This window comes from Janthinobacterium sp. BHSEK (assembly GCF_056174685.1).
This window is the reverse complement of record NZ_JBWBYV010000003.1, coordinates 297,079-323,228: the sequence shown is the minus strand read 5'-3', so window position 1 is coordinate 323,228 and position 26,150 is coordinate 297,079. Positions and strand designations below refer to the sequence as shown.

Here is a 26,150-nt window from a genome sequence, read left to right as displayed (position 1 = left end):
GCTGTGCGGATTGCCGCATTTTGGCCGGTGGATGCGATGCGGGCTGGCGCCGCGTGGGGGCCGGCATGCGGGTGAACCTAAATGGCGCGGCCGACTCCAATCGTAAAAAAACGCGTTGCAAACAGGCTGGCAACGCGTAACTCCCCCGTGGAGTAGGGGCGGCGCCGCGCGGGCGCCTGATCGGTCGGCTTTGGCGGGCCTTATTTCGGCGCCGTGGCGGGCGGCAGGGCCGGCGCGGTGGCCGGATCGGTCAGCGGCGCGGGCGGCGTGGTGCTGCCCGGGCCCGTTTCCGGCGTGGCTGGCGTCATGGGGGCGGGCAGTACCTGCGGGGCGGATGCGGGGTTGGGCGCCGTTTCAGGCAGCGGCGCCTCGGCCGGTTTTTTGCAGGCGGACAGGGTGACCAGGGCAGCGGCGGCCAGCAGAGTAGGCATGTTCATGATGGTTCCTTTGCAAAATATTAAGAATTGGCGCGATGCGGACGGCGGGCGCCGCGCGCGAAGCTTGAATTTATTGCAAGAATGCCGACGCTTCTGTTCGCTATTTCACTTTGTGCGCGTATGGGATACGGGGTTTTTCAGATGTCTTTTATAGATGCCGCGAGAGAAATAATTCAGCAGGGCAATATTTTTCACTTTCTTGCTTCTAATGTTCGTTAACGCACAGACCAGTGAGGAGCAGGATGGCATTCTGTGTCCAGACGCTCAGGATTCGTGGCGTTCTGGTATAAAAATTGCCAAGAACTTAACAATCCGGGCTACCGGCAATCGTTTAAAAGGAGTATTCAAATGCATGCAATGACTCAGTCTCACGTGAAGAGCGAATTAAAGGCAGCGCACCAGGAACTTCGTAGCCCCGAAAAAGGCTCGCAAATGGTCGAACGCGCAGCACCCATCCCCCCGGAACGCATGAATCCCATTTCCATGGCACCGATCGAGCGCGTGCGTTCGACGTCGGCCACCCTGCGCCGCATCGAAAACATGCAAAAACTGATCGGCGAATTGTCGCTGCACGAGATGCTGGCCGACGAAATCGCCTGGTTCCTCAAGTTTTCGCCATCGGGCGCCCGCAAATACATCCGCGACCTGCGCGAAGCGGGCGTGATCGAACTGGCCCGCTACATCGAAGGCACCGCCACCTACCTGGGCAAGGCAGTGTACCAGCTGACGCCGGATCCTGAGCGCGTGCGCGCCTTCCTGGCCGCCATCGTCCAGCCGAAACGCGAAGGCGCGCCACCGCGCAAGGACCGTCCCGGCCTGCGCGAGCAAAGCATGGCAGGCAGCGGCCGCCACTTCCACATCCTGGCCGATGACACGCATTACGCCATCCGCGTCAACCGCGGTCCCGTGACGCGCGATCCGCTGGTGGCCGCCCTGTTTGGCGCGCCACAGCAAAAGTCGGCCGAGTAACACCTGACCAAACCTCGCGCGGCGTGCGGCCTGCGATGCTCACCGTACTAAGGTACGGTTGCGCTTCTTGGCCACAAATCATCGCCGCTCGCTACGGTTTTGTCAGGCGTTGGGACGTAATAGAAGCCGGGTTGCAACCCGGCTTTTGGCGTTGGGGCAAGCCCTTTGACCTTGGCGGATTGAAAAGATATTAATCAACCCCATGTGGGCTGGACTGCTGCCCGCAACGCGCGGGTTCATTTGAAGGAGCTTGTCCTTGTCTGCCTACGCCGCCCTGTTATCGTTCCCGCCATTGCGCTGCCTGAAACGGGCCGCCGCATGAATCCGTTCCTGTGGATCGCCCTCGTCACGGCCGCCATCGTCTTTTCATTATGGTTCCCCCGCTGGCGCTTGAAACGTGCCCTGTCCAGGCCCTTGCCGCCGGAAGGCCTGGCCGTGCTGGAAAAGAATATTCCCGTGTATCCGCGCATGCCGGCGCCGCTGCAGCAGCAGTTGCGCCGGCTCGTCGTGCAATTCCTGTATCAGAAGAAATTCGTCGGCTGCGGCGGCCTGGAGATCACGGACGAGATGCGCTACACCATCGCCGGTCAGGCGTGCTTGCTGCTGCTGAATCGCCAGACCCAGGTGTATCCGGAACTCGACACCATCCTCGTGTACCCCACGGAATTCATCGTCACGCGCAATGAAGTGGGGCCGGGCGGCGTGGTCACGCCATCGGCCAATGGTCTATTGGGCGAATCCTGGGGCGATGGCCGCGTGGTGCTGGCCTGGGACCACGTGCAGCGCGGTGCGGCCGACTGGACCGATGGCCACAACGTCGTGCTGCATGAATTCGCCCACCAGCTCGACAGCGAATCGGGCGCCGCGAATGGCGCGCCCTACCTGCCCAGCGTGTCGAGCTACCGCAGCTGGGCCACCGTGCTGTCGCGCGACTTCGACAACCTGCGCCACGACGCCATCTATCAGCAGCACAGCGTGATGGACCACTACGGCGCCACGAATCCCGCCGAATTCTTTGCCGTGGCGACGGAAACCTTCTTTGAAAAGCCGTACCAGATGGCCGAGCACCACGAAGAGCTGTACGCGCAATTCTTGCAGTATTACAAGGTCGACCCGCGCGACTGGATGGCGCCGCCTGTGGAACCCGAACACATGGCCTCGCCGTTTCCCAATTACGCGCCCCACTGGTAGGCGGGGCTTCAGCCCAGCAACCGCTGTTTCAGCGCGGGATAGCTGCTGCGCGAGACGGGGATGCCCGTGCTGGTTTGCGTGTCGAGCGCGTATCTGCCGCCCGCGGCGATCTGCAGCCGTTTGAAACCCAGGCTGTTGACGAGGTAGGAGCGGTGCACGCGCAGGAAATGGGGCGGCAGCAGGGCCATGAGCTTGTCGATCGGCAAGTCGTGAAAGCACTGTTCGCCGCTGCGCAGCACGATGTTGCTGTAGTGGCCATCGGCTTGCACGTGGTCGATCTCGGCCATGGCGATCCATTCCAGCGCCCCCCGTTTCTTGACGGCCAGCGAGGCCGCTTGCGTATGCCGCCCCGTGTAGCGTTGCAGCGCCTTCTGCAGCCGTTCGCGGCTGAAGGGCTTGGCGACGAAATCGAGCACGCTGAATTCGAAGGCCGTGATCGAGCGCTCCGCGTGGGCCGAGACGATAATGGTCTGGAACGGGGCTTGTTGGGCCAGGCGCAGCAGGTCATAGCCGTCCCGGCCATGCAGGTTCAAATCCAGCAGCAGCAAGTCGATCTTGTTCTGCGCCAGGGCGGCCAGCGCTTGCGGCACATTGTCGTGCAGCGCCAGCGCCGCCAGGCGCGTCCCGAAATGCGCGCGCACCTCGCGTTCCAGGCCTTGCGCGATCAGCGGTTCATCTTCCAGTATCAATACGTTCATGGGGCCGCCGGCAAGGTAAAGGTGAGGCGCCAGCCTGTCGGCGGCTGTTCGCTGGCATATTCACAGGCATAGCTGGCCGCATCGCCGAATACGGCATGCAGGCTGGCGCGGATGTACTGTTCGCCCACGCCGCTGCCCGCATGAGTGCGGGCCTCGCCCTCGGGCAGGATCAGGGTCAGTATGTGCGTTTGCGCAAGCCTGGCGCTGCGCAGCACGAAGTGGGCGCCGTGGCGGTAGCGGTTATGGCTGAACGCATTTTCCAGCGCCGTCAGCAAGATGGCGGGCGGCACGGTGATGCCCGCCGCCTCCCCATCGAGCTGCAAACGGCACGGCTGCTGCAGCCGCGTGCCCATGATGCTCAGGTAATTCTGGCACAGGGCCAGTTCCTGCGTCAGGGCGATGCTCGGTTGCTGGGCAAATTCATTGAGCATGCGCAACTCGGCTCCCAGCGCCTCGATGAAGGTTTCGGCCGCCTGCGGCGATTGGGTATTGAGTTCGCTGATCAGGCTGAGGGAATTCATCAGGAAATGCGGTTGCATGCTTTTGCGCAAGAGCTGGTTTTCCAGCTGCCGGGCGCGCGCCGCCTTGCTGCGTTCGCTCAACAGCTGCGCCAGCAATTGCGCGCACAGGGGCAGCAGCAAGAAGCACACGACGAGGGCGAAGCCGCCTTCGGCAAACTGGCTGCCCGTCAGCAGGAACATGGCGCACGAGGCCAGCGCGATCAAGGTGCCGCCGCGGCTGCCCGGCAGGCGGCGCCACAGGGCGCCCAGGTTGAGCAGCAGACTCGCTGTCAGGCCCGTCAGAAACATCAGCCAGCACCGGGCGTCGAAATGCGCGGGTAGCGCGCCGGCCAGCGCAATGCACGCGAGCAACACCGCCGCCGCCAGCGGCCAACGGGGCAGGCGCCAGGCCGTATAAAAATACAGGGGCAGCAGGGCGGAAAACAGCCAGGTCAGGGCGCTGACGGCATACAGGCGCGGCAAGTGCCAGGGGTAGGCGTAGCCGGTAACGCTGCGCCAGAGTTCCGCCACCAGCAGCAGCGCCGCCACCAGGCACAGCGCGGCAAACATGGTCCAGTGCCGCTGCCGCTGGTACAGCGCCGTCAAGGCGAGGAAGAGCAGGGCGACGGCGCCCAGCGCGCCGGCCAGCAGCAGCGGCGGCAGCCGGTACCAGGCCAGCGCCGCGCGGTACTCTTGGCGGTCGACCAGGTACAGCGCATAGAATGGTGACACCAGGCGGGCCGGCGCCTGCTGCGTCGATAGCAGCAGGCGCAGGTGGTGCTTGCCTACGGTCAACTGTTGTGGCGTCAGGTGGATGGCGAAATCGATGTCGCCCGGCCTTTCATCGACAGCCTGGCGGGCCGGCAGGCCATTGCTGCCGATCAAGTTGCCATCGAGCCACAGCTCGCTGGAAGCCAGCGCCGACAGGACCAGCAGCTGCGTCGACGACGGCGTGGCGGCCAGGATCAGTTCGCGCTCGATGCACAGCAGCTGGCCCGGCCGGAGCAACTGCCGCAGTGTGGCGGCGGGCGCGGAGGGACTCGCGCCGCAGGTGCGCCAGCCTTCGTCCAGCCAGAGCGGATGCATGGCGCAGGCGAAAGAGGGCAAGGCCAGGCAGCACAGCAACAGGTAGCGGAAGAGGGAGGGCATGGCGGGCATTGTAGCTGTTCATTTGCCAACCCTTTGCAACATTTTCATGCTCCCCGGTGCCGTTCATGCAGTCCGCGTGCATTTCATGCATCGCCCGCCCATGGCGCTGTCATGATGCTTATCATGCATCAGTGCCGCGTGGTGGACGCGGTCTCACCATGGAAGCATGACTATGCAAAGCAGCAACTACTACGGTTTCGCCGGCGCGCTGGCGCTGTTCTGCGGCGTGGCGCAGGCCGCATCCGCTCCCGCATCTGTTCCCGCCCCTGCGCTGGCCGCGCGCCTGGCGGATTTCGACGGCTGGGTGGCCCGGCGCATGAGTGCGCAGCGCATCCCGGGCGTGACCGTCGGTTTCAGCCAGGGCGAGGTGGAATGGGTAAAAGGCTATGGTTATGCCGACCTGGAAAACCGCGTGCCGGCCACGGCCAGCTCCAGCTACCGGCTGGCGTCCGTCACCAAGCCCATGACGGCGGTGGCCGTGCTGCAGCTGGTCGAGCAGGGCAAGGTCGACCTCGATGCGCCCGTGCAAACCTATGTGCCGTATTTCCCCGTCAAACCGTTTACGGTCACGGTGCGCCAGTTGCTGGGTCACCTGGGCGGCATCGATGCCTACCGCAACAGCCAGGCGGAACAGCATTTCAAGGAGCACAAGGATACGCGCCAGTCCCTCGCCGTCTTCGAGCAGTTCGACCTGATCGCCGAACCGGGCACGCGCTTCCGCTACACGAGCTATGGCTACAACCTGCTGGGTGCCGTCATCGAGGGCGCCTCGGGCGAAAGCTATGGCGGCTACATGCGGCGCCACGTGTGGGGGCCGCTGGGCATGGACACCATCGTGATGGACGACCCGCACGCCCTGATCGCCCACCGCGTGCGCGGCTACCGGCTGGACGGCCAGGCTTTGAAAAACGCGGAATTCGTCGACATCAGCAGCCGCTTTTCCGCCGGCGGCACGCGCGCCAGCGTGCCCGACATGCTGGCCTTCGGCCGGGGCGTCCATGAAGGCAAGATCCTGTCGCCAGCCAGCGTGGCCGCCATGGTGCAGCCGATGGCCACGCGCGCGGGCCGCTTGACGCGCTACGGCATGGGCTGGGAAATCCTCCCCACGGGCGGGCGCTACGCCATCGCCCACAGCGGCCAGCAGCCGGAAACCGTCACCTATCTGTACAGCTTTCCCTCGCGCAAGCTCACCCTTGCCGTTGCCGCCAATCTCGAGCGCGTCAATCCCGAGGCCTTCGTGCAGCGCCTGTTCGAGGTGGTCACGGGCGAGCCGTGGCAGCTGAAAACGTATATCGCCGATGCGGGCGCGCAGCGTGCTTACCAGGTGGCGCAAGGCTTGTTCGAGGAGGGCAGAGCATACGCCGAGCGCACGCGCCAGCCGTATGCGGATGCGGCCGCCACGCGGGCAGCCTTTGCGCAAATCAACGGGCAAGCGCTGGCGCCGGACGCCACGGCCGCGCGCGCCTTCATCGAGGCGGCCCGCCATCCGGCCGGCGGAAGCGTCTTCCTGGCAGCAGGCGCCAGCATGGCCGAGGCGTTGCGCCGGTCGGGCGCCGACCTGGATACCTACTCGCGCGGCGGCGCGCTGGCGTTTGCGCGCGACTATATTTTGCTGTCGCAAGGAAAAGCGTCCGGCACCTTGCCCCGCTTCGATCCCGCCTTCGAGCAAGCCATCGTGGCCCTGGCCGCCAGCTGGGATCGCACGGCCGCCATCGCCTGGCCGCAGGCCCCCGTATCCATCGCCGCACTCGACGGCCAGCTGCGCGCCGCTTTCCGCGGCCAGCGCGCGTATCCCGATTTCGTGCCCGAGCTGCTTGAGCTGGCGCAAGCGTCGGCCGCGCGCGGCGAAGCGGAGGCGGCGCTGGCGGCCGGCCGCCTGGCCGTGGCACTGTATCCGCTCAGCGACGGCGCGCATGCGCTGCAGGGCTTGACCTTGCTGCGCGCCGGCAAGATGGAAGATGCCACGGCCGCCCTGCGCGTGTCGCTGGCCCGCGACCCGCGGGGCGCGGCCAGTCCGGCGGCGCTGAACTTGGAAGCGTATCGATTGAAAGGAAGCGGCGCCGTGGCGCAAGGCATGGCCGTGCTGCAGGCGGCCGTCAGCCTGCATCCGCGCGACGCGAATCTGCACGATAGTCTGGCCGAGTTTTATGTGGAGCAAGGCTTGCGCCCGCAAGCCGTCGAGGCTTACCGCCAGGCATTGCAGCTCGATCCCCGCTATCCGGGCGCCGTGGGGGCCAAGGCGGCAATCATCCGCCTGGGCGGCGAGACGAAGGCGCTGGCGCCTTAGCTGAGGTCTTCACTGATGCCTTAGATGAATTCTTTATAAGCAAGGCTGAAAAGATTCCTTTTTGGAAATAAGGACGCTGCGGTCTAATGGCGGCATTCGTTATCCACCAGAGGAATCCCATGCAGACCCGCCTTCATTTCGCCGCGCTTCTTTTCACTTCCATCGCCTTTACGCAGGTGGCGCAAGCGGACCAGCTGGCCGCCATCAAGGCGAAGGGCGAGCTGGTCTGCGGCACCCTGGGCACGGATGAGCCGAACAGTTTCATCGACGCCAAGTCGCGCCAGCTGGTCGGTTATGAAGTGGACCTGTGCCGCGCCATCGCCCAGGGCCTGGGCGTCAAACCGGTGATCAAGCAGCTGGCCGTGGCCGCCCGAATTCCCGAATTGCAGCAGGGCCGCATCGATATCCTGACGGCATCCCTGACGCACAACAAGGAACGTGAGGCGCTCGTCGATTTCTCGCTGTCCACGTTTTACACGGGCCAGCGCGTGCTGGTCAAAAAGAGCAGCAACATCACGACGGTCGCGGGACTGGCCGGCAAGAAAGTGCTGACCGTCAAGGGCGGCACGCAGGAACCGAATATCCGCAAGGCCGTGCCCGGCGTGGACGTGGTGACGTTCGAGACGGCGGGTCAGGCTTATCTGGGCTTGCAGCAAGGTAAGGGCGTTGGCTATGTCGACGATGAAGTGTCCCTGCTGAACAATTACGCCAAGCTGGGCAGCGCGCAAAAAGACTATATTGTGCTGCCGCAAAACATCAGCCAGGAAGTGTTTGCCTTCGGCATCCGCAAGGGCGAGACGGGCGTGAAAACGGCCGTCGACCAGGTGCTGCGCGGTCTGGAAAAATCGGGCGAGGCGGAAAAGCTGTTCTTCAAATGGTATGGCCCGACGAGTAATGTGAAATTTGAGAAACGTAATTTCAAGATCGAATCGGACAAGATCGACGCCTGAACCTTGCCTGACTCTCCCGCATGTTTGATCTGCACTTTTTGCTGGCCGGCGACTACCGCGACTGGCTCGTTTCCGGCTTGCTGCTGTCCCTGCAACTGATGGGCATTACCTTGCTCTTGTCTTTGCCGCTGGCCTGCGGCGTGGCCATGCTGCGGCTGGCCCCGTCGCGCCTGCTCAATGCCCTGGGCGTGGCGTATGTCGAGCTGATCCGCAACGTGCCCCTGCTGGCGCACTTCCTGTTCTGGTATTTCGGCGCGCCCGAATTGTTGCCCGAGGCGTGGAAGGAGTGCTTGTATGCCGGCAATATCGAAGCCGTCAGCGCCGTCACGGCCCTGACTTTATATACGGCCGCCTACATGGCGGAAGACATCCGCAGCGGCATCCGCGCCATTCCCGCCCAGCAATTCGAGGCGGGCCGGGCGCTGGGCTTCAGCTTTCTCGCCACCATGCGCCTGTGCATCGTGCCACAGGCGTTGCGCCTGGCCGCACCGCCGCTGCTGTCGCAAACCCTGACCCTGTGGCAAAACACCAGCATCGCCACCGTCATCGGCGTGGCCGAGCTGATGTACCAGACGCAGCGCGTGGAAGCGGCCTCGTTCCGCAGCGTCGAGACCTTCGTCTTTGCCAGCGCGGCCTACCTGGCCGTCTCCCTGCTGATCGCCGGCCTGGCGGCCTGGCTGCAAAGAAAGGTGGCCTGATGCTGGAACTCCTCCATGATTACTGGTTGTATTTCCTCGTCGGCCGCTATCCCGAGGGGCCGCTGGGCGGACTGGCGCTGACGGTCGTGCTGGCCAGCCTGGCGCTGGTGCTGAGCCTGCCGTTCGGTTTGCTGCTGGGGCTGGCGCGCCTGAGCCCCTGGCGGCTGCTGCGCTGGCCCGTCGCCGCACTGATCCACGTGGTGCGGGGCATCCCCTTGCTGCTGGTTATCTTCTGGGCGTACTTCTTCCTGCCCAGCATCACGGGACATGAAAGCGGGCAGTTCGGCACCATGCTGGCCGCCCTCGTCCTCTTCGACGGCATTTATCTGGCGGAAATCGTGCGCGCCGGCGTGCAAGCCGTGCCGCGCGGGCAGGTGGAGGCGGCCCGTTCGCTGGGTTTGAACTATCTGGACAGCATGCGCTCGGTGGTGCTGCCGCAGGCGCTGCGCCACATGCTGCCCTCGCTGGTCAATCAGTTCGTCTCGACCATCAAGGAAACCTCGCTCGGGTACATCATCGGCCTGGCCGAGGTGTCGTTCATCGCTTCGCAAGTGAACGGCCTCGTGCTGACCAAGCCCGTGCAAGTGTATTTCCTGTTGGGCATGACGTATTTTGTCTTGTGTTTCAGCCTGTCGCGCGCCGCCTTCTGGCTTGAGCGGCGCCAGGCGCGTTTCCTGAAAGCGGCAGCATGATTACCTTTGACAATGTCAACAAATACTATGGCGATTATCACGCCTTGCGCGAGATCAATGAACACGTCGCCAAGGGCGAGGTGCTGGTCGTGTGCGGACCATCCGGCTCGGGCAAGTCGACCCTGATCCGCACCATCAACCGCCTGGAGCCGGTCGCCTCGGGCCGCATCACGGTGGCGGGCCAGGATATCCACGCGCCGGGGCTGGACGTGAATGCCTTGCGCTCGCATATCGGTTTTGTGTTCCAGCAATTCAACCTGTTTCCGCACTTGTCCGTGCTGGACAATTGCGCGCTGGCGCCGCAGCGCCTGCGCGGCCTCACCCGGCGCGAAGCGCACGAGCGGGCGCTGGCCCTGCTGGAGCGCGTGGGGCTGGCGCACAAGGCGCGCGCCATGCCGGCGGCCCTGTCGGGCGGGCAGCAGCAGCGGGTGGCCATCGCCCGCGCACTGGCCATGCAGCCGCCGCTGATGCTGTTCGACGAGCCGACCAGCGCGCTGGACCCGGAAATGGTGGGCGAGGTGCTGCAAGTGATGCGCGACCTGGCGCGTGAGGGCATGACGATGGTGTGCGTGACGCACGAGATGGGTTTCGCGCGCGAGGTGGCGGATCGCGTCTGGTTCATGGACCACGGGCAAGTGCTGGAACGGGCCGCGCCCGAGGATTTCTTTGCGCGGCCGCAACATGTGCGCGCACAGCAATTCCTGGCCGATATCCGCAGCCCGTTCAGCGCGAGCGCATGAATGAGCGCATGATAGTGTGGCTGTGTGCGCAAGCGAACGGTCTGTTGGCGCCGTCCGGCGCACGCTATCGGGGTGGCGCACGGGGCGCCCGCAGCCGACCAGGAGGGCCTTATCATGTCACGCATCATCGCAGGTCATTTTCAGTTGCAGGAGCAGATAGACGCCGCGCGCGCCGCCCTGAACCAGGCGGGCTTTCCTGACAGCCGCATCAGCGCCTTCTTTGTCAACCAGCCGGGCCAGCACGATCTGCACGCGCTCGGCGGCGACCGCGACATCTCGCCCGGCGCCAAGGAGACGCCCGAGGGCGTGGTGGAGGGGGTGGCCGTCGGGGCCGCCGTCGGCGCGGGCATCGGCGCGGCCACCACGCTGGCGACGGGGCCGCTGGGTCCTGTGGTGGGGGCGCTGGTGGGCGCCCACGTGGGCTCGCTCTACAGTTTCAATAAAATGAAGGAGGCGGGCGAGCCCGAGAAAAATGGCGAAAACCACCGCCAGCCGCGCCATCCGGGCATGCTCATCGCCGTCGCGCTGGGCGGCCTCGACGAGCGCGAACGGGCGCTCGAGACACTGCACCGGCTGGGCGCCGAGCATATCGAGGAAGCGGAAGGCACGATCGCCAATGGCGACTGGCATGACTTCGATCCGCTCAGCATTCCCGTGCTGGTGGCGTGAATCGGCGCCTCTGTGGTGCCATATGCATAAATTCCGCGCTGCACGAAATTTAGGTATGATCCTTGTTAGTATTGCTAATGATTGGTAAACAATGCCGACAGGGATAGTTTCCGCGCGCCCGAAGTGACACTGGACCCAGGTGACTGCCCGTAGTACTTGCCTCGCATGCTAACGAGTATGGATAGGAGGGCGCGTCATGACACAGGCATGGTTCATCCTGACACGGGCCGATGGGCGCGACATCTGCGCGCCCTCGCCGGCACAGCTGGCCGATGCGCTGGCCGAGGTGTACCGCGGCGGCGCCGTCGCGCCGGACGGCAGCCCGGCCGCCGTCTTGTTGCGCTTCGGCTACGACGATGGCTTGATGTATCAGGTCGAAGTCGCTAGCGGAGGCGAAGTCACCTTCGAGGAATGGTCGGACCGCGATTGCGAAATCGCCCTGGCCAGCCCGCGCCACATGTCGGCCCTGCCGCAGGACGACGCGCTGCAGCTGTGGCAGTGGCTGGCGCAGCGCCAGGTGGCGAAGATCCGCAGCCTGCCCTGGCAGGGTAGCTAGCCCTGCCGTCTTGCCAAGAGCCTAGTGCGCCATCAGCACGGGGATGGTCATGCTCTGCAGAATCGTGCGCGTGACGCCGCCCAGGATGGTTTCGCGCAGGCGCGAATGGCCATACGCTCCCATCACCAGCAAGTCGGCCGACAGGTCGGCGGCCTGCGACAGCAGCGCCTCGCCGATATCGCCGCGCCGCACGCCGCCGCCATCGAGCAAATGCAGCCGCGCTTCCACGCCGTGGCGCGCCAGGTACTGCAGCAGTTCCGCGCCTGGCTGTTCGCCGTGTTCGGCCGCATGCACCTGGGCGTCGAAGATGGCCACATGCACATGTTCAGCCCGCTGCAGCAGGGGCAGGGCGGCGGTCACGGCGCGGCTCGCTTCCTTGCTGGCGTTCCAGGAAATGAGTACATTGCGCGCCCCTGCCGGCGGCGCCAGCAGGGGCAGCGGCGGCGCATACGGCACGATCAGCACGGGGCGGCCCGAATGCAGCAGCACATAGGCGGGAAAGTCGCGCATCACGGACGGCGATTTATCCTTGGCATTGTATTGGCTGATGACCACCAGGTCCGCATAGCGGGCCAGCAGGCTGATGCCGCCCGCCGCCTCGTCGTCGAGCACGCGCTGTTCGAACGAGGCGACGCCGGCCGCGCGCACCTGCTGCTCGAAACCGTCGAGGGCGCGCGTGGCCCGCTCGCGCAGGAAGTTCAGATGCAAGCTCAGGTTCGGGTCCGCATCGAGGTCGGGCTGGTGCTGGTACAGCAGGCGCGACACGCCCGTCAGCGCCACGCCCGTCAGGTGGCCGCCGCACGCCTGAGCGATGCTGGCCGCCGCTGCGATGCGGGCGGCGCGCCCGGCGCCATCGTCGATGTGGAGCAATACGGTCTTGTACGTCATGGCCTGTCCTCTCGCTGTGCAGTAGCGGCCATTCTGGCACAGTCCGGGGCGCCGGCCGCGCACGACTGCGGCCGGCGCTTGTCGCTTCAGCTCATGGCGATGATGATGATATCGGCGTCGCAGTTGCGATAGTGAATCACGATGACGATGATGCGCCGCAATTGCGCCGCCTTTTGCGCCACCTCCAGCATGGCGCGGCTGGCACGGTTCTTCATGGTCACCTGCACTTGCGAGGCGTCGCTGACGGGGATGCCCATGGCCTTCAGCGCCGCCTTCGGGTTGGCCATCAGGGCCAGCGCATGCTGTGGATCGAGCTCCGCCTGATGCACCGATTCCACGTCGCTCATGCCGGGATTGATGTCGTTGAACAAGTCCCTCAATGCTTCTGTGTCGTCCTGGATTTCCATCGCGTTCTCCTTTGGATCATGCCATCAGGCAAGGATTATCTGCCTTGCCCGCCGAGGTGCCATCACCTCTCCGATGAGTATGATTTTGATAATTTCTCGCATGTGGACACAGCGCAGACGAACGCGGCAGTAAGCAGACCGGGCCTTTGATCTGGCGCAATGCCCGCTTCAAAAGCGCCACCTACACTTGATCCCACGCAGAACAACCATAACAAGCGGGGAGAGACAGCAATGAAGGAACAAAAGGTAGCGTTGGTGACGGGCGGCATGGGCGGCCTGGGCACGGCCTTGTGCCGCCGCCTGCATGCGGCGGGCTTTGCCGTCGTGGCGGCGCATACGCCGGGCAACACGCGGGTGGAAAGCTGGCTCGACGAGCAGCAGTCGCAGCAGTATTATTTTCATCCGCTGGCCCTCGACGTGACGGATTTTGCTGCCTGCAGCGAAGCCGTCGGCAGGGTGCTGGCGCAATTCGGCCGCATCGACGTGCTGGTCAACAACGCGGGCATCACGCGCGACCAAAGCATGCGCAAGATGGAGTTGCCGCACTGGTCCGAGGTCATGCGCACCAATCTCGACAGCCTGTTCAACATGAGCAAGCAGGTGCTGGAACCCATGCTGGAAAAGAAATGGGGCCGCATCATCAATATCTCGTCCGTCAATGGCCAGAAGGGCGCGTTTGGCCAGTGCAACTACGCGGCCGCCAAGGCCGGCGTGCATGGCTTCAGCAAGGCGCTGGCGCTGGAAGTGGCGCGCCACGGCATCACCGTCAACACGGTCTCGCCCGGCTACCTGCGCACGCAGATGGTGACGGCCGTGCCGGCCGATATCCTGGAAACGAAGATCCTGCCGCAGATTCCCCTGGGCCGCCTGGGCGAGCCGGACGAGGTGGCGGCCCTGGTGGCATACCTGGCGTCCGACGAGGCGGCATTCGTCACGGGCGCGAATATCGCCATCAATGGCGGACAGCACATGAGCTGATCCGGGGTGCCGCGGGACACTTGAAACTGGGCAATGGCAGTAGAGGAGACCCGTCCACCCAGCCGGCGCATAGACGCTGGCGGAGGACGGCAGGCAGCATGGTAGTCACGCTGGAAAACAGGGGGCAGGGCAGCGATGCCTTGCCCTTTGTTGTTGTGCCGCCGTCATGCTGCCGTCATGGTAGCGGGCGGCGGGCTTTCTCCAGCCGCGTCTGGCAATCGATGCACAGCCGCGCTTCGGGGCGCGCGTTCAGCCGCGACAGGCCGATGGCTTCGCCGCAGTTGTCGCACAGCCCGTAGCTGCCGTCGGCAAACTTGGCCAGCGCGTGCTTGATGATGGCCAGCTGCGCCTGATTGTGCTCGGCCGCTTCGCTGACGAGGGCGTTCAAGGTGCGCACGCTGGCATTGTCGGCCGGCGAGGCTTCGACTTCATTGAGCAGCGAGGCGCGCGCATCGGCCTCGGCCGTTTCATTCTCGATCTGTTCCTGCAGCGCCAGCTTGCGTTGCTCCAGCACGCCCTGCAGGCGCTGTAGCTGGTCTTGCGGCAATCCATTCATGGCGGTCCCCGATAGGAGTCACTCCTCTATGGTAGTCCAGGATGGGCGCTTCTGCTTGCGCTACTGCCCGCGCCGCGTTTGATGCGGCGCAGGCAGGCGCGGGCCGATCTATGCTGGCTCTTTCAGGCAGTTGACCATCCAGGCCACGCCGAACTGGTCTTTCAGCATGCCGAAGCGCTTGGCCCAGAACGTTTCCTCCAGGGGCATCTGGATGTTGCCGTCACGCGCCAGCGCGTCGAAGACCCGCTCCGCCTCCTCCGGCGTATCGACGGTCAGGCAGATCGAGCTGCCGCTCATGCCCTTGGCGCCCTCGTCGCAGCCGCCGTCCGAACCCATCAGCATGGTGGGACCCAGCTGCACGGAGCCGTGCATGATTTTGTCATACCAGTCTTCCTTGACTTGCTCCTGCATCGGCGTGCCGCGATACGGCATCAGGCACAGGTCGGTGCCATGCAGGTGCTGGCGGTAGTATTCCAGCGCTTGCGCGCAGTTTCCATCGAATTGCAAATACGGTTCGATACGCATGTTGGTCTCCTCTGGCAATCGCCCCGCAGGCACGATTGCCAGGCGGGGACGTCCCAGTATAGGCGCTCGCCGGCCGATTTCAATCAGTCCGGCGCCATCTCTTGCAGCCGCTCACGCACCTTGCCCAGGGTGCTGAGGATGCGCTCGGGATTGCCGGCCAGGACGGCGCTGCCCAGGTGCAACAAGCTCGTCGCCAGGCTGATCCAGTGCCGCACGTCGTCGTTGCGGGCGATGCGCAGGCGCACCGTGTCGAGCAGGCCGCTGAGCTGGCGCTGCGCCGTTTCCAGGCCCATTACCGTATGCCCGGCCGCATCGGCATACAGCTGGTTGGCTTGCTGGCGCAAGGCCACTTCCAGGGCGAAGACGGCTTGCGCCTGGCTGTGGCTGATGCCGTTGGCGCCCTGGCTGGCGCGCTTGCGGATGGCGCGCATGACGGCGCCGTGCAAGGTGACGGCCGCCTGCGACAGGCTGTCGGCCAGTTGCTCGACGCGCATGGCGCTGCTGAGGGCCGCTTCGCGGCGTTCGCTGCCGCCGCTCCTGCCTACCGATCCGTCCATCTTGCCTCCGTGGTGGTGAGGGCGGCGGCCAGCTGCGCGTGGCTGCGCGCCAGTGCCGCCAGTTGCCGGCGCGCCAGGGTATGGCGCAGGCCTAGCAGCCGGTATTCTTCGGTTTTGCTTTGCTGCATGGTTTTCGCCAGCACGGCCAGCAGGCGCTGCCGCGGCGTGTCCGCATACGCGATTTCCACGTCGAGCAGACCGAGCACGATGTCGCGCTCGTTGTCGCCGCTTTTGTCGTACAGCGCCAGCAAGCTGTCGAGCGCGGCCAGCAGCGCTTGCAGGGGCGCGTCGCCATCGTGCAGCACTTGCGCCAGGTGCGCCTGCTGGCTGGCCGCCCCGCCCAGGCGCGACAGCTGCTGCAGCAACAGGGTGTAGGCGCTGACGTGGCGGTCGTCGATGCCGCTGCCGGGCCAGGCGCGGATGGCGGCGCCCGCGCCGGCCAGTTCCGCCTGCACGTCATACGCATCGGCATTCGCCAGCCGGCCCAGCGCCTGCAGGTACAGGCGCACGGCTTGCGCCAGGCGCGCGACGTCCGCTTGCGCGGCGCGGCGCTGCGCATCGAGTAGGCGTTCGCGCGCGTCTTCGGCCGGCGATAGATACGGGCGGGCGCGCTGGTAGCTGTCCACGTGGCGCTGCGACAGTTCGCCGAAGGCGGTCAAGGCATCGGTGCCGGCGGCCAGGGCGCGCACTTGCGCCAGGTCGGTGCGCGGGCTGGCGCAGCCGCACAGCACGACGGCCAGGAAGAGGCTCAGGTACAGGTTGAGGCACAGGGCGCGGCGAAGGCGGGCAGGCAGGGCGGACACGTCACCTCTCGACAGGAAATACTGTATGGAAAGGTATTGTCGTGCCGGCCTGCGCTGCCCGCCTTGTGCGGGCGCAAGCGCGCTGCGATCAGGCGCCCATCGTGCCCGTCGTGGCCGTCAATTGCTCGCGCCAGCCCAGTCCGGCCAAGGTGTCGCTGGCGGGACGGTATTCGCAGCCGACCCAGCCCGCGTAGCCGACCTGGTCCAGCAGCTTGAACAGGTGGCGGTAGTTGATCTCGCCCGTGCCCGGTTCATGGCGGCCCGGCGTGTCGGCGATCTGGATGTGGCGGATCAGGGGCAGCAGGGCGCGGATGGTGTTGCTCAGCTCGCCCTCCATGCGCTGCATGTGATAAATGTCGTACTGCAGGAAGATATTGCCGCGCTGGCAGTCGGCGATGATGTCGGCCGCCTGCTGGCTATGGTTCAGAAAGTAACCGGGCATGTCGTAGCGGTTGATCGGCTCGATCAGCACGTTGATGCCGTGCGGACGGCAGGCGTCGGCCGCAAATTGCAGGTTGCCGATCAGGCTTTGCCGCGCCCGCTCCAGGCTCATGCCGGGCGGCACGATGCCGGACATGCAGTGCAGCTGTTTCGCCCCCAGCGCCAGCGCATAGTTGAGCGCCAGCTGCACGTTGCTGCGGAATTCCTCGCCCCGGCGCGGGTCGCAGGCGATGCCCCGCTCGCCGTGCTCCCAGTCGCCGGGCGGGAAGTTGAAGACGGCCAGCTGCAGATGGTGGCGTTCCAGCCGCATGGCGATCTGCCGCGCCTCGACGGCATAGGGAAACAAAAACTCGACGGCATCGAAGCCCGCTTCCCTGGCGGCGGCAAAGCGGTCCAGGAAGGGCAGTTCGGTAAACATCATGCTGAGATTGGCAGCGAAGTTCGGCATGGCGGCACGCAGGTGAGGAAGATGGATACTATCCTAGCCCAAATCGGCAAAAGGTGGCGTGCATGAAAAAACCGTTCCAGAAGCAAGTCCTGGAACGGTTTTGATTGCTGCGATACGCGCTTACAAGCGGGTATTAGCGGCCGCGGCCGCCGGAGCGGTGGGAGGCCGCCGAACGCGGCGCATTGCCGGAACGGTTGCCGCCGCCACCGCCGCCCGCTGGGCCGGCGCTGCGTGGCTTGGCGCCGCCGCCGCCCGTTTTCACGCGCACCACGGCGCCGGCTGGCGCGCGGCTGTTGTTGCGGTGGCCGCCGGTGCCGCTGCGCAGTTGCACAGGCTGGGCGCGGGCGTTCAGGTCCGGTTCGAAGCCGGGGATGACTTCGCGCGGCAGCGTTTGCTTGATCAGCTTTTCGATGTCTTTCAACATTTCGTGCTCATCCACGCAGACCAGCGATACGGCTTCGCCCTTGGCGCCGGCACGGCCCGTGCGGCCGATACGGTGCACATAGTCTTCCGGAATGTTCGGCAAGTCGTAGTTGACGACGTGCGGCAACTGGTCGATGTCGATACCGCGCGCGGCGATGTCGGTGGCGACCAGCACTTGCAGGGTGCCGTCCTTGAACTCCGACAGGGCGCGCGTGCGGGCCGACTGGCTCTTGTTGCCGTGGATGGCCAGGGCGCCGATGCCGTCCGCGCCCAGCTGCTCGACCAGCTTATTGGCGCCATGCTTGGTGCGCGTAAAGACCAGCACTTGCGTCCAGTTGTTCGACTTGATCAGGTAGGACAGCATCGGGTGCTTCTTGTCGCGGTCGACGGGATGGATCTTTTGCTTGATCACTTCCACGGTCGAATTGCGGCGCGCCACTTCGATCATGGCCGGCTTGTTCAGCAAGCCGTCGGCCAGGGCCTTGATCTCTTCCGAGAAGGTGGCCGAGAACAGCAGGTTCTGGCGTTTCGGCGGCAGCACGGCCAGCACTTTCTTGATGTCGCGGATGAAACCCATGTCGAGCATGCGGTCGGCTTCGTCCAGGATCAGGATTTCCACCTTCGACAGGTCGACGGTGCCCTGGCCCATGTGGTCGAGCAAACGGCCCGGCGTGGCGACGAGGATGTCGACGCCATGCTTGAGCTGCTTGATTTGCGGGTTGATGCCGACGCCGCCGAAGATCACGGCCGAGTTCAACTTGGTGTACTTGCTGTAGGCGCGCACGCTTTCCTCGACCTGGGCGGCGAGTTCGCGCGTCGGCGCCAGGATCAGGGCGCGGATCGGACGCGTCGAGGTGTTGCTGGTGATGGCCGCGCCATTCGCGTCGGTCGACAGGCGGTGCAGCACGGGCAGGGTGAAGCCGGCCGTCTTGCCGGTGCCGGTTTGTGCGCCGGCCAGCAAGTCGCCACCAGCGAGCACGGCGGGAATCGCCTGCGACTGGATGGGGGTCGGCACGGTGTAGCCGTGTTCGGTAACGGCACGTACGATAGCGTCGGACAATCCGAGGGAGGAAAAGGACATGGTAACTTTATTGTGAGATCGGCCTGTCGCCATCGTGGGGCGCCAGTCGCAGGCAATCAGATTAGGGGTCGAAAGACAGCGGCAAGGGGACTGGTCATATGTGCCGCACACGCGAAGTATAACAGCCTGGCAAAAACGCGCCTGTTTTGTTTCAGGTTTGCAATGTCGCAAGTAAAGAAAAGTGAGGCAATGGCGCGCTGCCCTGGCGTAATTCTGGGTAAAATTCCTGTCTGCACCCCTTGCGCGGGGGATGGCCGCGCTGCCGGGGTTCTTGTTCCTGGAGGAATACCATGCGCATTGCCGATCTTCGCATCGCCACCCGCCTGTACGGCGGTTTTGGCGCCATTGTCCTGCTGCTGGCCGTCCTGGTCGCTGTTGCTACTTTGAATTTCTCGAAACTGGCCGACGCCAACGCCATCAATACCCATACTTATCAGGTGCTCAGTGAAAATGATGCCATCCTGGAAAGCTTGATCAATATGGAAACGGGGCAGCGCGGCTACGTGATCACGGGCGCGGAGGCGTCGCTGGAACCATATGTGCTGGGCAAGGCGGCATTCCGCGCGCATCTGGACAAGACGCGCGCCCTGACCAGCGACAATCCTGCCCAGCAGGAACGCCTGGCGAAACTCGATGCCGCTCAGCAAGCCTGGCTGGCCCGCGCGCTCGATCCCGTGATCGCCCTGCGGCGCGCCGTGGCGCAGGGCACGGCCGCCATCGAGCCCGTGCTGGCGCTGGAAAAAGAAGGCCGCGGCAAGCAGGGCATGGATGCCATGCGCGCGCTGCTCAAGGAGGTGGGCGAGGCGGAAACGGCGCTGCTGGCGCAGCGTTCGCAGGCGCTGGCCGGCCTGCAGCTGCAAACGCGCTGGGTCTTGCTCGGTGGCGGCCTGGTGGCCCTGGTGCTGGCCGGCCTGGTGGCGATGTGGCTGGCAAGAAATATCAGCGGACCCTTGCGCTCGGCCATCGACGTGGCCAGGCAGGTGGCGCAGGGCGACCTGACGGTGCGGGTGGCGGTGCGCTCGAAGGATGAGACAGGCGAGTTGATGCAGGCATTGAAGGAGATGGCGGCCAGCCTGCTGCACATCGTCACCGAAGTGCGGGGCGGCACGCAAGCCATCGCCACGGCCTCGCGCCAGATTGCCTCGGGCAATCTCGACCTGTCGTCGCGCACGGAACAGCAGGCCAGTTCGCTGGAAGAAACCGCTTCGTCGATGGAGGAACTGACCGGCACGGTACAGCAGAACGCGCAGAATGCCCGCGAAGCCAACGGCCTGGCGGCGTCGGCCTCTGCCGTGGCTGGCAAGGGCGGCGCCGTGGTGGCGCAAGTGGTCGACACCATGGGTTCGATCAATGCCTCCTCGCGCAAGATCGTCGACATCATCGGCGTCATCGACGGCATCGCCTTCCAGACGAATATCCTGGCCCTGAACGCGGCCGTGGAGGCGGCCCGGGCGGGCGAGCAGGGGCGCGGCTTTGCCGTCGTCGCCACCGAGGTGCGCAACCTGGCGCAACGATCAAGCCAGGCCGCCAGGGAAATCAAGGCCCTGATCAACGATTCGGTGACGCAGGTGGAGAGCGGCGCGCGCCTGGTCGACGAGGCGGGCAGTACCATGCACGAGATCGTCGACAGCGTGCACAAGGTCAGCAGCATCGTGGGGCAGATCGCGGCCGCCAGCGACGAGCAGCGGACCGGCATTGAACAGGTCAACCAGGCCATCAGCGAAATGGATCACGTGACCCAGCAAAACGCTTCACTGGTGGAAGAGGCGGCCGCGGCTGCCGAAGCCATGCAGGAGCAGGCGGCCCGGCTGGCCGATGCGGTGGCCGTGTTCAAGACGGCGCAGGCGGACGCCATCGCGGCGCCGGCACCCCGGCCCGCCGTGCGCCGCCCCGTGCCGCTCAAGGTGGCGCGCGCTCCCGCCCGCCTCAGCGGCAAGCCCGTGGCGCGCCATGCGCCGCAAGTTCCGGCCGGCAAGCAGCGCCCCGGGGACGATGAGTGGGACGAGTTTTAATGGCGGCGTCCGAGTGCATGCGACAGCTGTCGCAAATAGCGCTTGCGTGCGTGTGACTGTTGTCGCATAATTGTGTCAATAGTCACTCAAAGGATGCACCATGAGCACGCCCTCCGTCACCGAACTGTCTTTATTGAAAGCCTTGTGGAAAGACCACCCGCTGTCCGCGCGCGAATTGCATGCCCGCGTGGAAGAAGAGCTGGGCTGGTCGTTTTCCTCCACGCGCAAGACGCTAGAACGCATGCTGGACAAGGGCATGCTGCTGCAGCGCAGCGTGCACGGCGTGCTCGTGTATGAGTCCAACGTGGACAAGGTGGCCACCCTGGCTGCGTTTGCCCACGACTTTGGCCGGCGCGTGATGGAGATCGACAGCCCCTTGCCGGTCAGTATGTTTACGGGCAGCAAACTGGTGGACCAGCAGGAACTGGCGGCGCTGGAACAGCTGCTGCACGACTGGCCTGCGGACGCGAAGGAATAGGCCATGACCCTGTTCGCCCTGACCTTGTTGCAGGCGACGGCCGCCTGCCTGTGCGCCGGCTTGCTGCTGCAGTGCTTGCTGCACCTGGCGCAGGGGCGCTGGCCCGCGCTGGCGGCCCAGCGCAGCGCATGGCTGGTGGCCGCGCTGGTGCTGGCCGCCGTGTTCCTGCTGCCGCTGCTGCCGCAGGGCCAGCAGATCAGCGTGGTACCCGAGTTCAGCCTGTCCGCCGCCGCGCAGGCAGCGCCCGAGGCGGCTTTGCCGATGGCCGCACCCGCGCCACGCTCCGCGCCCATGCCTGCGCCGCTGGTGGCAGCGCCATCGGTGATGACCTGGCTGAGCATGCTGGCCACGCTCTGGCTGGGTGTGTATCCGCTGGGCCTGGCCGTGCTGGCGTGGCGCCGCTGGCGTAGCCGCGGCACGCTGCGGACCTTGCTCCAGGCGGCGCGGCCGCTGGCGCCGGCAGCCTTGGCCGCGCATGGCGCGTTTGCGCCGGAGCAACTGCGCCAGCTGCAAGCCCAGCGCACCGCCGTGCTGGAAATCGACGCGCCTATCTCGGCCATGCTGGTGGGCGTGTGGCGGCAACGTTTGCTGTTGCCCGCGCATTTGCGGCAATTCACGGCCGAGCAGCAGCAACTGGTCATCGAACACGAGCTGACGCATGCGCGCCGCCGCGATCCCGTGCTCCAGCTGCTGGCCAGCGGCGTGCAACTGCTGTTGTGGTTCAACCCGGCAGCGCGCTGGCTGGCAGGCAAGCTGGCCTGGGCGCAGGAACTGGGCTGCGACCGCCATGTGCTGGCTGGACGTCCGCAGCAGCAGCGCCGGGAATATGCGGCCGCGCTGGTGCGCCAGCTGGGCCTGCAAACCCGTGCCCCTGCCGGCCTGGCGTTTGGCGGCCAGCCCGACAGCATGCTGGAGCGCGTAGCCCGCATGCGCGACAGCAGCGCCGTCAAGATGCACTGGCGCGCCCGGCTGGCCATGGGCCTGGCCCTGTGCGCGCTGGGTGCGGCCAGCGTGGCCTTGCAGCCGGCACTGGCCTTGCAGCCGGCACCGGCCATGCAGCCCGCAAGGGCCTGGACATCGGCCGCGTCCCTTGCCAGCCCGGCCCCGCTTTCGGCCGCGGCGCCTGTCCATGCGCCGTGGCGCAATCCGCTCGCCACCATGCGCGTCACGGGTTTCTTTGGCGTGGTGCGCCCCATCACGCAGAAGGGCTTGCGCGGGATTGACCTGGCGGCGCGGCGCGGCACGCCCGTGCAGGCAGTGGCCGATGGCATCGCCACGGTGACGCAGGACGACTGGCTGGGCAAGGCCGTGCACATCGCCCATGGCGGCGGACTGCAATCGGTGTACGTCCACCTCGACAGCGTCGCGCTGGAAGACGGCGCCATCGTCGAGGCCGGCCAGCGCATCGGCACGGTGGGCGACACGGGCCGCGCGACGGGGCCGCACCTGCACTTCCAGGTGCGCCAGGACGGCCGCGTGCAAGATCCGCAGCGCTGGCTTGCCGGCCTGGATGCCAACGCCAGCGAGCGGGCCCTGCGCATGCGCAAGGAGCAGTTCGGCCGCTGACGCCGTACGGTTTTTTGTCACCCAGGAACAACAAACGGGGGCGGACTCGGCAGGGTCTGCCCCGGCGTGAGGCTCTTGGTTTTCACTGAAATATCCTTTCTTTCGGGAATCCCCATGCGATTGAGTATCTTGTTGTGCAGCCTCGCGCTGCCGTTGACGGCGCACGTCCGTGCCGAAGACATTCTCCCTTCCGTGACGGTCCATGCGGGCAAGGCGGAGCAGCGCCGCAACGACACCGTCGCCGCCATCGTCGTCGGCCGCGATGAATTGATGCGCCAGGGCGACCGCGTGCTGTCCGATGCCCTGAAGCGTCTGCCCGGCATTTCCATCGGCGGGCCGTCCGGCGCGGCTGCGGGCGCCGCTGGCGGGCAAATCCAGATGCGTGGCCTGGGCCAGGGCTATACCTTGATCATGCTCGATGGCGTGCCCGTGGCGCCCGGCTTTTCGCTCGACGCCCTGGACCCGGAACTGGTCGAGCGCGTGGAAATCATGCGCGCCGCCACGGCGGAATTTTCCACCCAGGCGATCGCCGGTTCCATCAACATCGTGCTGAAAAAATCGGGCGGGCGGCGCGAACGCACGTTCAAGCTGGGCGCGTCCGCCAGCCACGGCATGCCCGCCGGCAGCGCCACCGTGCAGTGGTCGGACAAGGATGGACGCCTGTCGTACGCGCTGGCCGGCACGCTCAGCCATACGGGACGCGAGGCGCTGCTCGACGAGTGGAACCGCGAATTCGATGGCGGCGGTGCGCCCACGGTGGTGCGCCACGTGCCGCTCACCGAGCGCGTGACGAGCGACGGCATCGAGCTGGCGCCCCGCGTGCAATGGGCGCTGGCGGGGGAGGGCAGCCTGGCCTGGCAAAGCCTGGTCAACGTGCGCCGCCTGGCCAGCCGCCGCCACGCGCTGGAAACGGCTTACCTGGGCGGCACGACCGCCTATCCGGAGAACCAGGCGCATTTCAACCAGGACAGCAGCACCGTGCGCAGCGACCTGCACTGGCTGCGCAAGCTCGACCATGGCGCCAGTCTCGACGTGAAGCTGGGCGCCAGCGTCAACCACCGCGCCAATGATTATCAGTTCCTGGGCCGCGGCGCGGCGCCGGGACAGGGCATCACGCGCCTGGTCGATTCGGGCCTGGACGAGGTGGGCGTGCAGGCGAGCGGCACCTACCGCCGCGCGCTGGGCGAACACCACGCGCTGGCGGCGGGCTGGGATGCGGGGTACCGCCGGCGCACGGATTTTCGCCGCGAACGCCAGCTGGAGCCGGGCGGCCTTCCCGTGCTCAGCGACGAAGATTATGCGGCCACGGTGCGGCGCCTGGCCCTGTTCGCGCAGGATGAATGGGAACTTTCCGCGCATTGGTCGCTGTACCTGGGCTTGCGCTGGGAAACCTGGCGCACGGCCAGCGCCACGGGCGGCGGCGAGCCGGTCGACGTGCGCGCGCAGGTATGGAGCCCCTTGCTGCAAAGCCTGTGGAAGTCCGGCGGCAAGCAGCAGGTGCGCCTGGCCGTCACGCGCACCTACAAGGCGCCGCAGATTTTCGAGCTGATCCCGCGCCCGTACACGGTCGACAATGGCAACAGTCCCACGAATCCCGACACCCAGGGCAATCCGGCGCTGCGCCCGGAACTGGCGTGGGGCCTCGATGCCGCCTATGAATACTATCCGGGCGCGGGCGCCATGCTGGGCGCCAGCGCCTCGCTGCGGCGCATCAGCGACGTGATGCTGGAGCGCCTGTATCAGGACAACGGGCGCTGGGTGAGCACGCCCGTCAACCAGGGACATGCCGACGTGCGCTCGATCGCGCTGGAAGCGAAGCTGCCCTTGACGGCGCTGTGGGCGGGCGCCCCCGCGCTGGACTTGCGGGCCAACGTGGCGCGCAACTGGTCGAGGCTCGATGCCGTGCCCGGCCCCGATAGCCGCCTCGACAGCCAGCTGCCGTGGAGCGCCAACGTGGGAGGGGACTACCAGCTGGCCCGCCTGCCCCTGAGCCTGGGCGCAGACCTGAGTTACCAGGCGGGCGGGCGCTCGCGCGAGTCCGGCCAGCTGCTGGCCTGGCAGGGCGCCAAGCGCGAACTCGATATGTACGCGTTGTGGAAAGTCAGCGACAGGCTGCGCCTGCGTCTGTCGGGCGCCAACCTGCTGGGGCAGGATTACCGCACGCGCAGCCTGTATGCGGATGGCGCGCGCAGCGTGCTGCGCACGCTCGATACGGGCAGCTACCGCAGCTGGCGGCTGATGCTGGAGGGGACCCTGTAGCCGGCCTAGTCGTCAATCTCGTCGACGGTGTAGCTGACGCCCTGCGCCTCGAGGTAGCCGCGCACGGCGTCCAGGCCGTGCCACGGGTCGGGGCGCAGGTGCTGGCATATATACAGACCGGCGTCCGTCAGCCTGGCGTCGGTGTCGGGCATGGCGCCGCTGGTCGCGCGCGGCGCCTGCGGCAGCACCGCCAGCAGCTGTTCGAGGTGCTGGCGCTGGCGCGGCGCCAGGCTGGCCGCGATCCTGAATTCAAATCCCATGTTCTTCCCCTTGTGCGTCTGTCGGTGTGCTTATTTTATATCATCGAAAAAATTGCACATAGCTTGGCATTCTTTCCGTTTTTGTTTTCAAAGTATCTCGTCCATACTGCACAGCACTGGCCCGGCACACACAGCGTGACGCAAGGGCAGGAGCAGAAGCACCGTACAAGGACCTCTCTTTTTTCATATTCAATTATTTTCACTAAGGAAAACATCATGCCTATCGCCACCGCCCAAGCCGCCCACAAACTGCTGACTCCAAACGATCATACCCTGATCATGATCGACCACCAGTCGCAGATGGCGTTCGCCACCCGCTCGATCGACCTGGCCTTGCTGCGCAACAATGCGGCCCTGGTGGCCAAGGCGGCGGCGGAGTTCAAGGTGCCGGCGATTCTGACGACGGTGGCCGCCAAATCGTTCTCCGGTCCCATCTTTGACGAGATCCAGTCCGTCTTCCCCTAGCAGGCGCCGATCGACCGCACCAGCATGAATACCTGGGAAGACGCACGCATCGCCGACAAGGTGAATGGCTACGGCAAGGGCAAGATCGTGCTGGCCGGCCTGTGGACGTCCGTCTGCATCGTGGGCCCTGCGCTGTCGGCGCTGGAGCAGGGTTTCGAGGTGTACGTGATCGCCGACGCCAGCGGCGACGTGTCCGACGAAGCGCATGCGATGGCCATGCAGCGCATGATACAGGCGGGCGCGCAGCCGATGACGTCCGTGCAATACCTGCTGGAACTGCAGCGCGACTGGGCCCGCGGCGAGACCTACAACGAGACGGTGGCGACGGCCGTGGCGCACGGCGGCGGCTATGGCCTGGGCTTGATCTACGCCAAATCCATGTTCAACGCCAGCGAAGGCCATTGATTTTTCACTGACTCCGGCTCTGCCGCCCGCTGGCGGGGCCGTGTTTTCACCTGATCCGGGAG

General features: G+C 65.7%; 26 protein-coding genes and 1 pseudogene. 15 read left to right on the top strand and 12 right to left on the bottom strand.

Going from position 1 to position 26,150, the window contains the following annotated elements; translation table 11 throughout:
- Window positions 1-200 precede the first annotated feature (200 nt).
- The gene (locus AC0V2Y_RS02100; protein ID WP_475413700.1) at window positions 201-437 is read right to left on the bottom strand and encodes a hypothetical protein; all 237 of its coding nucleotides are present in this window, start codon (window positions 435-437) and stop codon (window positions 201-203) included.
- A gap of 468 nt (window positions 438-905) precedes the next feature.
- Between AC0V2Y_RS02100 and AC0V2Y_RS02095 the strand changes: the two genes are divergently transcribed.
- Entirely contained in the window at window positions 906-1,406 is a 501-nt protein-coding gene (locus AC0V2Y_RS02095; protein ID WP_223278908.1) for a winged helix-turn-helix domain-containing protein, read from the top strand.
- 318 nt (window positions 1,407-1,724) lie between these two features.
- Complete coding sequence (locus tag AC0V2Y_RS02090; RefSeq protein WP_475413699.1) at window positions 1,725-2,597, top strand: M90 family metallopeptidase; 873 nt, start codon at window positions 1,725-1,727, stop codon at window positions 2,595-2,597.
- Window positions 2,598-2,605: 8 nt separating this feature from the next.
- Here the strand turns inward: AC0V2Y_RS02090 and AC0V2Y_RS02085 are convergent, their stop codons facing one another.
- Window positions 2,606-3,295: a LytR/AlgR family response regulator transcription factor gene (locus AC0V2Y_RS02085; RefSeq protein ID WP_475413698.1), complete on the bottom strand. Its 690-nt coding sequence runs from the start codon at window positions 3,293-3,295 to the stop codon at window positions 2,606-2,608.
- A complete protein-coding gene (locus AC0V2Y_RS02080) occupies window positions 3,292-4,944 on the bottom strand; it encodes a histidine kinase (protein WP_475413697.1) in 1,653 nt (550 codons plus the stop codon). The genes AC0V2Y_RS02085 and AC0V2Y_RS02080 overlap by 4 nt, the downstream gene beginning before the upstream one ends.
- 166 nt (window positions 4,945-5,110) lie before the next feature.
- Here AC0V2Y_RS02080 and AC0V2Y_RS02075 point away from each other — a divergent pair, with 166 nt between their 5' ends.
- The 7 genes from AC0V2Y_RS02075 to AC0V2Y_RS02045 all read left to right on the top strand — a co-directional run bounded on the left by AC0V2Y_RS02075 (window position 5,111) and on the right by AC0V2Y_RS02045 (window position 11,536).
- Window positions 5,111-7,231 (top strand): serine hydrolase domain-containing protein, encoded by a 2,121-nt coding sequence (locus tag AC0V2Y_RS02075; RefSeq protein WP_475413696.1) that lies wholly within the window; start codon window positions 5,111-5,113, stop codon window positions 7,229-7,231.
- A 119-nt stretch (window positions 7,232-7,350) separates the two neighbouring features.
- The gene (locus tag AC0V2Y_RS02070) at window positions 7,351-8,181 is read left to right on the top strand and encodes a transporter substrate-binding domain-containing protein (protein WP_475413695.1); all 831 of its coding nucleotides are present in this window, start codon (window positions 7,351-7,353) and stop codon (window positions 8,179-8,181) included.
- Between the two features lie 20 nt (window positions 8,182-8,201).
- Complete coding sequence (locus tag AC0V2Y_RS02065) at window positions 8,202-8,879, top strand: amino acid ABC transporter permease (protein ID WP_475413694.1); 678 nt, start codon at window positions 8,202-8,204, stop codon at window positions 8,877-8,879.
- Window positions 8,879-9,571 (top strand): amino acid ABC transporter permease, encoded by a 693-nt coding sequence (locus AC0V2Y_RS02060; protein WP_475413693.1) that lies wholly within the window; start codon window positions 8,879-8,881, stop codon window positions 9,569-9,571. The genes AC0V2Y_RS02065 and AC0V2Y_RS02060 overlap by 1 nt, the downstream gene beginning before the upstream one ends.
- Window positions 9,568-10,311 (top strand): amino acid ABC transporter ATP-binding protein, encoded by a 744-nt coding sequence (locus AC0V2Y_RS02055; RefSeq protein ID WP_475413692.1) that lies wholly within the window; start codon window positions 9,568-9,570, stop codon window positions 10,309-10,311. The genes AC0V2Y_RS02060 and AC0V2Y_RS02055 overlap by 4 nt, the downstream gene beginning before the upstream one ends.
- A 114-nt stretch (window positions 10,312-10,425) precedes the next feature.
- A complete protein-coding gene (locus AC0V2Y_RS02050) occupies window positions 10,426-10,980 on the top strand; it encodes a glycine zipper domain-containing protein (protein WP_475413691.1) in 555 nt (184 codons plus the stop codon).
- Window positions 10,981-11,176: 196 nt separating this feature from the next.
- A complete protein-coding gene (locus tag AC0V2Y_RS02045) occupies window positions 11,177-11,536 on the top strand; it encodes a hypothetical protein (protein ID WP_475413690.1) in 360 nt (119 codons plus the stop codon).
- Between the two features lie 21 nt (window positions 11,537-11,557).
- On the opposite strand, the gene AC0V2Y_RS02040 is transcribed toward AC0V2Y_RS02045, so the two are convergent.
- Both AC0V2Y_RS02040 and AC0V2Y_RS02035 read right to left on the bottom strand, forming a co-directional pair.
- Entirely contained in the window at window positions 11,558-12,424 is an 867-nt protein-coding gene (locus AC0V2Y_RS02040) for a universal stress protein (RefSeq protein ID WP_475413689.1), read from the bottom strand.
- An 86-nt stretch (window positions 12,425-12,510) separates the two neighbouring features.
- Window positions 12,511-12,831: a hypothetical protein gene (locus AC0V2Y_RS02035; protein WP_071324588.1), complete on the bottom strand. Its 321-nt coding sequence runs from the start codon at window positions 12,829-12,831 to the stop codon at window positions 12,511-12,513.
- Between the two features lie 231 nt (window positions 12,832-13,062).
- Here AC0V2Y_RS02035 and phbB point away from each other — a divergent pair, with 231 nt between their 5' ends.
- Window positions 13,063-13,809, top strand: a complete 747-nt coding sequence (phbB, locus tag AC0V2Y_RS02030) for an acetoacetyl-CoA reductase (RefSeq protein WP_475413688.1) — start codon at window positions 13,063-13,065, stop codon at window positions 13,807-13,809.
- A 175-nt stretch (window positions 13,810-13,984) separates the two neighbouring features.
- On the opposite strand, the gene AC0V2Y_RS02025 is transcribed toward phbB, so the two are convergent.
- From AC0V2Y_RS02025 to AC0V2Y_RS02000, 6 genes are all read right to left on the bottom strand, one after another.
- Complete coding sequence (locus tag AC0V2Y_RS02025) at window positions 13,985-14,365, bottom strand: TraR/DksA family transcriptional regulator (RefSeq protein WP_475413687.1); 381 nt, start codon at window positions 14,363-14,365, stop codon at window positions 13,985-13,987.
- Window positions 14,366-14,473: 108 nt separating this feature from the next.
- Window positions 14,474-14,890, bottom strand: coding sequence for a VOC family protein (locus AC0V2Y_RS02020; protein WP_475413686.1), 417 nt, complete (start codon window positions 14,888-14,890; stop codon window positions 14,474-14,476).
- Window positions 14,891-14,973: 83 nt separating this feature from the next.
- A complete protein-coding gene (locus AC0V2Y_RS02015) occupies window positions 14,974-15,447 on the bottom strand; it encodes a hypothetical protein (protein ID WP_475413685.1) in 474 nt (157 codons plus the stop codon).
- Window positions 15,432-16,250 (bottom strand): hypothetical protein, encoded by an 819-nt coding sequence (locus tag AC0V2Y_RS02010; RefSeq protein ID WP_475413684.1) that lies wholly within the window; start codon window positions 16,248-16,250, stop codon window positions 15,432-15,434. Before AC0V2Y_RS02010 ends, AC0V2Y_RS02015 begins: the two co-directional genes overlap by 16 nt.
- A gap of 88 nt (window positions 16,251-16,338) precedes the next feature.
- Window positions 16,339-17,139 (bottom strand): 2-oxo-tetronate isomerase, encoded by an 801-nt coding sequence (gene otnI, locus AC0V2Y_RS02005; protein ID WP_475413683.1) that lies wholly within the window; start codon window positions 17,137-17,139, stop codon window positions 16,339-16,341.
- A gap of 133 nt (window positions 17,140-17,272) precedes the next feature.
- On the bottom strand, window positions 17,273-18,643 hold the full coding sequence (locus AC0V2Y_RS02000; protein ID WP_475413682.1) for a DEAD/DEAH box helicase: 1,371 nt from the start codon (window positions 18,641-18,643) through the stop codon (window positions 17,273-17,275).
- A 290-nt stretch (window positions 18,644-18,933) separates the two neighbouring features.
- On the opposite strand from AC0V2Y_RS02000, the gene AC0V2Y_RS01995 reads away from it, so the two are divergent.
- From AC0V2Y_RS01995 to AC0V2Y_RS01980, 4 genes are all read left to right on the top strand, one after another.
- Window positions 18,934-20,655, top strand: a complete 1,722-nt coding sequence (locus AC0V2Y_RS01995) for a methyl-accepting chemotaxis protein (protein ID WP_475413681.1) — start codon at window positions 18,934-18,936, stop codon at window positions 20,653-20,655.
- Between the two features lie 100 nt (window positions 20,656-20,755).
- The gene (locus AC0V2Y_RS01990) at window positions 20,756-21,133 is read left to right on the top strand and encodes a BlaI/MecI/CopY family transcriptional regulator (protein ID WP_436542119.1); all 378 of its coding nucleotides are present in this window, start codon (window positions 20,756-20,758) and stop codon (window positions 21,131-21,133) included.
- 3 nt (window positions 21,134-21,136) lie between these two features.
- The gene (locus AC0V2Y_RS01985) at window positions 21,137-22,699 is read left to right on the top strand and encodes a M56 family metallopeptidase (RefSeq protein WP_475413680.1); all 1,563 of its coding nucleotides are present in this window, start codon (window positions 21,137-21,139) and stop codon (window positions 22,697-22,699) included.
- A 114-nt stretch (window positions 22,700-22,813) separates the two neighbouring features.
- Window positions 22,814-24,958 carry a TonB-dependent receptor plug domain-containing protein gene (locus AC0V2Y_RS01980; protein WP_475413679.1) on the top strand — a complete coding sequence of 715 codons (2,145 nt, stop codon included), beginning with the start codon at window positions 22,814-22,816 and terminating at the stop codon, window positions 24,956-24,958.
- A gap of 5 nt (window positions 24,959-24,963) precedes the next feature.
- Here the strand turns inward: AC0V2Y_RS01980 and AC0V2Y_RS01975 are convergent, their stop codons facing one another.
- Window positions 24,964-25,218 (bottom strand): hypothetical protein, encoded by a 255-nt coding sequence (locus tag AC0V2Y_RS01975; protein ID WP_475413678.1) that lies wholly within the window; start codon window positions 25,216-25,218, stop codon window positions 24,964-24,966.
- 216 nt (window positions 25,219-25,434) lie between these two features.
- On the opposite strand from AC0V2Y_RS01975, the pseudogene AC0V2Y_RS01970 reads away from it, so the two are divergent.
- Window positions 25,435-26,088 (top strand): annotated as a pseudogene (locus tag AC0V2Y_RS01970) (hydrolase).
- The last annotated feature ends 62 nt before the right edge of the window (window positions 26,089-26,150 follow it).

Coding starts and splice junctions, on each gene's coding strand:
- AC0V2Y_RS02100 (WP_475413700.1), bottom strand. CDS start 437: ATGAACATGCCTACTCTGCTGGCCGCCGCTGCCCTGGTCACCCTGTCC.
- AC0V2Y_RS02095 (WP_223278908.1), top strand. CDS start 906: ATGAATCCCATTTCCATGGCACCGATCGAGCGCGTGCGTTCGACGTCG.
- AC0V2Y_RS02090 (WP_475413699.1), top strand. CDS start 1,725: ATGAATCCGTTCCTGTGGATCGCCCTCGTCACGGCCGCCATCGTCTTT.
- AC0V2Y_RS02085 (WP_475413698.1), bottom strand. CDS start 3,295: ATGAACGTATTGATACTGGAAGATGAACCGCTGATCGCGCAAGGCCTG.
- AC0V2Y_RS02080 (WP_475413697.1), bottom strand. CDS start 4,944: ATGCCCTCCCTCTTCCGCTACCTGTTGCTGTGCTGCCTGGCCTTGCCC.
- AC0V2Y_RS02075 (WP_475413696.1), top strand. CDS start 5,111: ATGACTATGCAAAGCAGCAACTACTACGGTTTCGCCGGCGCGCTGGCG.
- AC0V2Y_RS02070 (WP_475413695.1), top strand. CDS start 7,351: ATGCAGACCCGCCTTCATTTCGCCGCGCTTCTTTTCACTTCCATCGCC.
- AC0V2Y_RS02065 (WP_475413694.1), top strand. CDS start 8,202: ATGTTTGATCTGCACTTTTTGCTGGCCGGCGACTACCGCGACTGGCTC.
- AC0V2Y_RS02060 (WP_475413693.1), top strand. CDS start 8,879: ATGCTGGAACTCCTCCATGATTACTGGTTGTATTTCCTCGTCGGCCGC.
- AC0V2Y_RS02055 (WP_475413692.1), top strand. CDS start 9,568: ATGATTACCTTTGACAATGTCAACAAATACTATGGCGATTATCACGCC.
- AC0V2Y_RS02050 (WP_475413691.1), top strand. CDS start 10,426: ATGTCACGCATCATCGCAGGTCATTTTCAGTTGCAGGAGCAGATAGAC.
- AC0V2Y_RS02045 (WP_475413690.1), top strand. CDS start 11,177: ATGACACAGGCATGGTTCATCCTGACACGGGCCGATGGGCGCGACATC.
- AC0V2Y_RS02040 (WP_475413689.1), bottom strand. CDS start 12,424: ATGACGTACAAGACCGTATTGCTCCACATCGACGATGGCGCCGGGCGC.
- AC0V2Y_RS02035 (WP_071324588.1), bottom strand. CDS start 12,831: ATGGAAATCCAGGACGACACAGAAGCATTGAGGGACTTGTTCAACGAC.
- phbB (WP_475413688.1), top strand. CDS start 13,063: ATGAAGGAACAAAAGGTAGCGTTGGTGACGGGCGGCATGGGCGGCCTG.
- AC0V2Y_RS02025 (WP_475413687.1), bottom strand. CDS start 14,365: ATGAATGGATTGCCGCAAGACCAGCTACAGCGCCTGCAGGGCGTGCTG.
- AC0V2Y_RS02020 (WP_475413686.1), bottom strand. CDS start 14,890: ATGCGTATCGAACCGTATTTGCAATTCGATGGAAACTGCGCGCAAGCG.
- AC0V2Y_RS02015 (WP_475413685.1), bottom strand. CDS start 15,447: ATGGACGGATCGGTAGGCAGGAGCGGCGGCAGCGAACGCCGCGAAGCG.
- otnI (WP_475413683.1), bottom strand. CDS start 17,139: ATGCCGAACTTCGCTGCCAATCTCAGCATGATGTTTACCGAACTGCCC.
- AC0V2Y_RS02000 (WP_475413682.1), bottom strand. CDS start 18,643: ATGTCCTTTTCCTCCCTCGGATTGTCCGACGCTATCGTACGTGCCGTT.
- AC0V2Y_RS01995 (WP_475413681.1), top strand. CDS start 18,934: ATGCGCATTGCCGATCTTCGCATCGCCACCCGCCTGTACGGCGGTTTT.
- AC0V2Y_RS01990 (WP_436542119.1), top strand. CDS start 20,756: ATGAGCACGCCCTCCGTCACCGAACTGTCTTTATTGAAAGCCTTGTGG.
- AC0V2Y_RS01985 (WP_475413680.1), top strand. CDS start 21,137: ATGACCCTGTTCGCCCTGACCTTGTTGCAGGCGACGGCCGCCTGCCTG.
- AC0V2Y_RS01980 (WP_475413679.1), top strand. CDS start 22,814: ATGCGATTGAGTATCTTGTTGTGCAGCCTCGCGCTGCCGTTGACGGCG.
- AC0V2Y_RS01975 (WP_475413678.1), bottom strand. CDS start 25,218: ATGGGATTTGAATTCAGGATCGCGGCCAGCCTGGCGCCGCGCCAGCGC.